The sequence below is a fragment of the Ruoffia tabacinasalis genome, assembly GCF_005864045.1.
In the GTDB taxonomy this organism is placed as follows: Bacteria; Bacillota; Bacilli; order Lactobacillales; family Aerococcaceae; genus Ruoffia; species Ruoffia tabacinasalis.
Genome location: NZ_VBSP01000074.1, coordinates 1 through 6,123, shown reverse-complemented (window position 1 = coordinate 6,123; position 6,123 = coordinate 1). Strand labels below are relative to the sequence as shown.

7 protein-coding genes are annotated in these 6,123 nt (G+C 42.6%); all 7 read right to left on the bottom strand.

Features of this window, described 5'->3' with window-relative positions; translation table 11 throughout:
* Window positions 1-183 precede the first annotated feature (183 nt).
* Complete coding sequence (gene tsaD, locus FEZ33_RS11745) at window positions 184-1,206, bottom strand: tRNA (adenosine(37)-N6)-threonylcarbamoyltransferase complex transferase subunit TsaD (protein WP_138405560.1); 1,023 nt, start codon at window positions 1,204-1,206, stop codon at window positions 184-186.
* Entirely contained in the window at window positions 1,203-1,613 is a 411-nt protein-coding gene (rimI, locus tag FEZ33_RS11740; protein WP_138405559.1) for a ribosomal protein S18-alanine N-acetyltransferase, read from the bottom strand. Before rimI (FEZ33_RS11740) ends, tsaD begins: the two co-directional genes overlap by 4 nt.
* The gene (gene rimI / locus FEZ33_RS11735; RefSeq protein WP_171031396.1) at window positions 1,606-2,178 is read right to left on the bottom strand and encodes a ribosomal protein S18-alanine N-acetyltransferase; all 573 of its coding nucleotides are present in this window, start codon (window positions 2,176-2,178) and stop codon (window positions 1,606-1,608) included. Before rimI (FEZ33_RS11735) ends, rimI (FEZ33_RS11740) begins: the two co-directional genes overlap by 8 nt.
* Window positions 2,179-2,213: 35 nt before the next feature.
* Window positions 2,214-2,972, bottom strand: coding sequence for a tRNA (adenosine(37)-N6)-threonylcarbamoyltransferase complex dimerization subunit type 1 TsaB (gene tsaB / locus FEZ33_RS11730; RefSeq protein WP_138405557.1), 759 nt, complete (start codon window positions 2,970-2,972; stop codon window positions 2,214-2,216).
* Window positions 2,973-3,222: 250 nt separating this feature from the next.
* The gene (locus FEZ33_RS11725; RefSeq protein WP_138405556.1) at window positions 3,223-4,191 is read right to left on the bottom strand and encodes a nuclease-related domain-containing protein; all 969 of its coding nucleotides are present in this window, start codon (window positions 4,189-4,191) and stop codon (window positions 3,223-3,225) included.
* Window positions 4,192-4,500: 309 nt separating this feature from the next.
* Window positions 4,501-5,031, bottom strand: a complete 531-nt coding sequence (locus FEZ33_RS11720; protein WP_235888844.1) for an acyl-CoA thioesterase — start codon at window positions 5,029-5,031, stop codon at window positions 4,501-4,503.
* Window positions 5,007-5,918, bottom strand: coding sequence for a ribokinase (gene rbsK / locus FEZ33_RS11715; RefSeq protein WP_138405555.1), 912 nt, complete (start codon window positions 5,916-5,918; stop codon window positions 5,007-5,009). Before rbsK ends, FEZ33_RS11720 begins: the two co-directional genes overlap by 25 nt.
* Window positions 5,919-6,123 lie beyond the last annotated feature (205 nt).

Genomic DNA, 6,123 nt, shown 5'->3' with positions numbered 1-6,123 from the left:
TTCTAAATTTAAGGTAATATTTAATTGAGCCATAATAATCTTCCTTTCAATGTTTGTCTGTCAACTACATTGTACCAAAGAGATTATTATGGTTTTTTACTTTTACACAATTATATGGGCTTTATCACAAAAAAAGGCCACTGAGGTTTATTTCCTCAGAGGCCTGTCCTATTCTTATTTTCCCTACTCACCTAACATCAAACCAGGGATAGCATTGATATCTAATTCACTGAAGCCTTTGTCGGCATACATATGATGTGCGCTGGCTCCGATCATCGCTGCATTATCTCCGCACAATTTTAAGGGTGGGATAATTAATTCTACATCTGGAAATTCAGTCGCTAGGCGCGTTGACAACTCCCCGCGCAGTCCGGAGTTGGCTGCTACTCCACCAGCTAAGATAAATTGGCAAACTTCTGGATGTTCGCGCAAAGCTTTGCTTGCTTTTTCTACCAACACTTCTACGGCTGCAGCTTGGAAGCTTGCAGCTAAGTCTTCAGGCACAATCTCATCGCCACGCTGTTTCGCGTTATGCACGGTATTCATTACGGCACTTTTCATGCCGGAAAAGCTAAAGTCAAAATTGTCCTCGTATATCATCGCACGCGGAATTGCGTATGCTTCAGAATTTCCTTTGCCGGCTAACTCGTCTAAATATTTTCCAGCGGGGTAAGGCAAGTCTAGAATCCGTCCCACTTTATCGTAAGCTTCACCAACAGCGTCATCTTGCGTTTCACCGATAATTTCAAATGAAAATTCTTCTTTCATATAAACGAGTTCAGTATGTCCACCACTGACAATCAGTGCCATTAATGGAAACTTCAGCGGTTTAACTAATTGACTGGCATAAATATGACCCGCTAAATGGTTGACTGCGAGCAAGGGTTTGTTATACACCATCGCTAGAGTTTTTCCAGCTGTCACCCCAACTAATAAAGCGCCCACGAGTCCGGGTCCTTGTGTAACCGCGATTGCGTCCATGTCTGCGACGCCGTGCCCACTTTCTTCTAAAGCCATATCAATCACTTGGGTAATTTGCTCCACATGGTGACGGCTCGCCACTTCGGGCACAACACCGCCGAATCGCATGTGACTTTTTATTTGTGATGCAACGATATTTGATAAGATTTCTCGCCCGTCTCTAATGACCGCCACACTTGTCTCGTCACAACTTGTTTCAATAGCTAATATTAATGATTCACTCACTCGATCTCCTCCTTTCGCCAAAGCATATTTACCGCATCGTCCTGCGGATTTGAATAATAATTCTCTCTCACTGACACCAACTCAAACCCCACACTTTGATACAATTTTATCGCCACTTGGTGTTGGCTTCGCACCTCTAGAAAGGCACTGTCTACATCTTTTAAAGCCTTTTTCAATAAACTATTTCCTAAACGGCGCCCGCGAAATCGCGGATGCATGTACACGCGCAGGACTTCGAGTTCGCCGAACAACACTTGCCCAGCAACGTAACCTTGAATCGTGTCACCGTCGCACAAAAACCAGTAGCGCATGAAGCGGTTTGTTAACTCACTTTCGAGCTGTTCTGGGGTCCATCCAAAGTCATGTAAACTTTCCATAATAAAATTGCGCTCAATTTGTTTAAGCATTAGGCATCTCCCGTTTTAATAAAAAGGCTGTTTCTTTGTTGTCTGAATAATAATTTTCCTTGATGCCATGCTTCTTAAAATCTTGTCCGTAATATAAATTTTGCGCAATCGTGTTAGATTCGCGCACTTCGAGCGTAATTATTGGCACTTCTTCGATTTCAGCTAAGCGAATCCACAAGTCGAGTAATTTTGAGCCGAGTCTTTGGTTTTGATATTTTTCCCGGACTAATAAATGACTGATGTGCGCACCCTTTGCAAGAAACCGCCCTGAAATCATGGCTACGACCTCTTTATTGGTCATATCTTCCACTAAAATATAGACGCAATAAGGATTTCTTAACCAATCGTGTTTGAAATCTTGTTGAGTCCAGGCGTGGAAGCCTTTGTAGGCATCATTTTCCAATTCTATAAAAAGCGGTACGTCCTCAGCTTTCGCAAGTCGTATGCTAAAAGACTGGTCCGAACGGCTCCATAGAGGCTCTTCATCAATAATTGGCCGAATTCGGTCCATGATAATATGATTCACTTGCCTCGCATTTTGAATGCGTCTAATAAATTCTTGCATCACACTTACCTGCAACTTTCTATCAAAAAATTTAATCATTTAAAATCAATAAGTTCGTCTGGATTGAGAGTATCGCTGTCCGATTTCTCCGCCCATTCTTGCTCCGCCAAAGTCGCGTGTGCATAATTAGGTGCTAATAAGGGTGGCTCCTCAATTTGCGTCCAAGGGACTTTTCCAAAAGCGTGCACTGTATGTGGATAAGCGTTCCAGTCGTCGATAACTATGAGTTTAGTCGTCGGCAACTGACGGCTTGCCATTTCCACAAATTCATCAATGTCGGTCCCGATTAATGTTAGTTCTCTGTTTGGGTTTATGTGTTTTTTAATTTTCGCTAAAAATTCTTCGAATTTTATATGTTGATCGTACTCAACGGCTTGTAAAACAGCTTGGTTATCATATTGATACAAAGCGGTATAAGCCGTCTGGCGCCGGGCATCCATAATTGGTAGGACAAAATCGGTCTGTTTTGAAGCCGATCCAGCCATTAAAGCCAGCGAGGAAACGCTATATAGAGGCAACTTCGTCGCGTTCGCCCATACTTTTGCGAACGTCACACCAATGCGCAGTCCCGTGTATGAGCCCGGTCCGTTTCCGACAATAATTGCGTCAATATCACTCATTTTCCAATCGACTTGCTTTAAAATATTTTCAACCGCAGGTGCGAGTGTCTGACCGTGCTGACGCTTACCCAAGGTTGTGGTTGAGGCTTTTATAGTAAAATCCGTCGGCAACTCGCCCTCGGCTAAAGCCACGGACAGCGCCTTTGTTGATGAATCAAATGTAATGAATTTCATAATAACCTCCTTTAATCAATTTACGTGCATTCATATTATCATAATTCAGTCGCTCGTTCCATAATACGGGGTGAAATATGGGTTGGATGTGAGCCTGCGGGGCGTCGTGAGATGGTTCGACGGACCGCAAATCAGTTTCCGGAGCGTCGCGGGTCAGCACGATGAACCGTATTCGCGATTGCATAGTGTCGCGAGGCGGTGCGACGCTACGTAAGTCAATTTCCGGAGCGTCGCGCGACTTCACGACGCACTATTTTGAATAATATCTAAATTCCTCATCTTTAAAAGCAAACTTCATTCGTTTTGCCGGGTTGACATAAGTGGATGCCTTCCCTTTTGAGTGTAATTCAAAATAATTTCGTAAAGTACGCTTAATAATATACTCCAGACTTGGTTCGCCAATAAATTCAGTCACCGAACTTTTCGTCAGTGGCCATTCGTGATACAAAACGCCATAATCACAAATCGTGCGCATAACCGCTCTTTGTTTTGGTTCTTGGCGTCCGCAATTTTTACACAATATATGATAGCGTCGCGATATCACATCTACTCGCCAGCTATCACAATTTTCACACAGGATACCACTCCGCGCTAAGGCGCGCAATTTCTTGTCCATCACATCAACGACTAAATGCTCTTCAGTTGCTTTGCTCATTAAGTACTTTGCGACTTCTTTCGGATTCATCGAGCCTCCTCGGCTATCTTCAACCACTTTTTTCAAATATGATCGCAGTTCCCACCGCATTAAATAGGGGCTGACATTTTCCTGGTCGAAAATTTTAACCGTATCGTCCTCATTGATAAACACCAGTTGCGATTGCACAGGCAAATAAAGTCCATCATTTTGAATAATTTCCTCAAAAATTTCTCCCGCTCGTTTGACTTGGGTAAAGAAGTTGCGCGACAGTCGCTCACCTTTTCGGTACCAAAAGCCTTCCTTATACGTAAATTCACTGAGTAGATTTTTCACTTCAAATCGGTAAATCGCATGAACTGTAATTAAAATCGTGTCAATCTGAGTAAATTTATAAGGCAATTTATAGAATATATCATTTAATATGACAAAATGTCCGGGGAGATTATCCCTCAGTATATTAATAAAATCTAAGTGTCCCTCGTAACCGACTTGTTGTCTGGCTAGTCTGTTTTTGACAGAAGTCGGTAGTTCGCATCTTTCATTTAAGCATTCATAAAATTGCAATTCAAACGGTTTGTCCATGTGTTTACCTCCAGTATATTTTTCTTTTATATATACATACGTAAAAAATGGCCATTTCCATTATTTTATTTGCAGATTTTTGAAATAAATTTGGATTAAGCTGGTTAAGGTGCGTCGTGAGCTGGTACGACGTACCGCAAATCAGTTTCCGGAGCGTCGTGGGTGAGTACGATGAACCGTATTCGCGAATGCGGAGTGTCGTGAGTCAAAACGACGCTACGCAAGTCAATTTACGGAGTGTCGTGCCGGTTCACGACGCCCCGCAACCAAATAAAAAAGCCAAAGCAGTTGTGCTTTGACTCTATTTTCTTATCCCCAAGGGAATTCAATTGAAATATTTTCTTGAAATTCACGATCTGCCAGGCGATCTTCTGAACGTTTCTTACGACGCTCAGCGTAACCTTTCATTATGTAGCGCTCTTCTTCAGTCTCCGCTTCAAGTTGCGGGATGTCTGGCGCATTTTCGTCCACGACCACAAATGTTAAAAAGGCTGTGGCAGCTAAATAGCGTTCGCCGGTTGCTAGATCCTCTCCGATGACTTTCGCGAAAATTTCCGCTGAGCGTTTGCCAACACCCGAGACGATCGTTTCGATGCACACCGAATTCGATACGGGTAATGGTTTAATAAAATTCAAAACATCCATCGATGCAGTTACACCAAGGGAACGCGTATGTCTTGTGAAACTAATCGCTGATACGTTATCAATCATGCGCATTAAATTTCCACCGTAAAGCGTGTTGTGACGGTTCCCGTCGCTAGGCATAATCAAGTGCGTCTGCACCACACGTGAGTCACTTACTTTTTTAATTGTCATTATTTTTCTCCTCCAAATTTCCATTTTGTGTTAAATTCTTTATGTTCTCGCATTATTTCTAAGGTCGGCATCCCTGCTTGGGCGCCTTTTTTAGTGATTGAAAGCGAGCCAGCTAAATTCGCAAACTGCACACTCTCTTCTAAAGCCAAGCCTGAAGCTACTCCAAACGCTAGCGCCCCATTGAATGTGTCACCCGCTCCAGTTGTGTCGACCACGTCCGGCACATCAACCGCCGGAATCCACTGACGTGATTTTCCGTCGAAGAAGACCGCTCCTTCAGCTCCTAAAGTGACGATAATTTTATTAGGATATTTTTGTAAAATATTTTCCATCGTCTCCTCGGGAAATAGCACCTTGAACTCGGATTCGTTCGGAGTCAGATAGTCTACTTTAGCAATGTAAGCTTCGCTCATTTCACGTGCGGGTGCAGGGTTGAGTATAATTGGCGTATCAACTTCATTACACATATCAATTAATTGCTCAATGGTTTCAACTGGTGTTTCATTTTGAACAAGCACAATATCAAAACTTTTCACTAGCGCTTTTGAAATATCTTCTGGCTTGACCTCGTTGTTTGCACCAGCAACGTAAATAATCGAGTTGTCTCGCTCAACTAAAGTGATGATCGCCGATCCGGAAGGCACACCGCTCACATTTTGAACTGCGTCTGTATTTATGTTTTCATTTTTTAAATTTGTCACTAAACGATCCGCGAACTCGTCATCGCCAACTGCGCCAATCATTGATACATCGGCACTTAAACGCGCAGACGCCACTGCTTGGTTCGCACCTTTACCACCAAAACATGTTTCAAATGAATCTCCAAAAACCGTCTCACCTTGCTCAGGCCGGCGACTCGCCTCTACGACAAAATCCGTGGAAATACTGCCAACTACCCCTATTCTTACCATATAAAAACCTCTCTAACTTGCATTCTATACCTATTATACCAAGTATTGCGGAAAAATATACGCCCAGCGCCTCGGAAAATGATAAAGCCCATATAATTGTGTAAAAGTAAAAAACCATAATAATCTCTTTGGTACAATGTAGTTGACAGACAAACATTGAAAGGAAGATTATTATGGCTCAATTAAATATTACCTTAAATTTAGA

What these genes read in the sequence shown, in the direction of transcription:
- rimI (WP_138405559.1), bottom strand. Translation starts at nt 1,613, where the DNA reads ATGCTTAAACAAATTGAGCGCAATTTTATTATGGAAAGTTTACATGAC.
- rimI (WP_171031396.1), bottom strand. Translation starts at nt 2,178, where the DNA reads ATGCAAGAATTTATTAGACGCATTCAAAATGCGAGGCAAGTGAATCAT.
- tsaB (WP_138405557.1), bottom strand. Translation starts at nt 2,972, where the DNA reads ATGAAATTCATTACATTTGATTCATCAACAAAGGCGCTGTCCGTGGCT.
- FEZ33_RS11725 (WP_138405556.1), bottom strand. Translation starts at nt 4,191, where the DNA reads ATGGACAAACCGTTTGAATTGCAATTTTATGAATGCTTAAATGAAAGA.
- FEZ33_RS11720 (WP_235888844.1), bottom strand. Translation starts at nt 5,031, where the DNA reads ATGGAAATTTGGAGGAGAAAAATAATGACAATTAAAAAAGTAAGTGAC.
- rbsK (WP_138405555.1), bottom strand. Translation starts at nt 5,918, where the DNA reads ATGGTAAGAATAGGGGTAGTTGGCAGTATTTCCACGGATTTTGTCGTA.